Genomic DNA, 230 nt, shown 5'->3' with positions numbered 1-230 from the left:
TGTTATCCCAAGGGCTAGTCTTCAAAGTAAAGAGAACTGAATCAAGCGTAAACATAGGTGATATCGTTATAATTGCTGACAAATAGACCCTTTGGGGTTGTATGGTCAAGTAATTAAGCGCACATGGTGGATGCCTTGGCAGTCAGAGGCGAAGAAAGACGTGACAGCCTGCGATAAGCTTCGGGGAGGCGGCAATATCCTGTGATCCGGAGATTTCTGAATGGGGAAAC

Annotated in this window: 1 rRNA gene; it reads left to right on the top strand. The window is 46.1% G+C overall.

Annotated features, from left to right (window positions below):
* Positions 1-103: 103 nt before the first annotated feature.
* Positions 104-230: ribosomal RNA gene (locus tag Q0895_RS13430) — 23S ribosomal RNA — on the top strand; the annotation flags it as partial.

Origin of the sequence: uncultured Psychrobacter sp., assembly GCF_947495825.1 — a bacterium.
Lineage (GTDB): Bacteria > Pseudomonadota > Gammaproteobacteria > Pseudomonadales > Moraxellaceae > Psychrobacter.
Note: the sequence above shows the minus strand (reverse complement) of the source record. Positions and strands in the feature narration are given on the sequence as shown.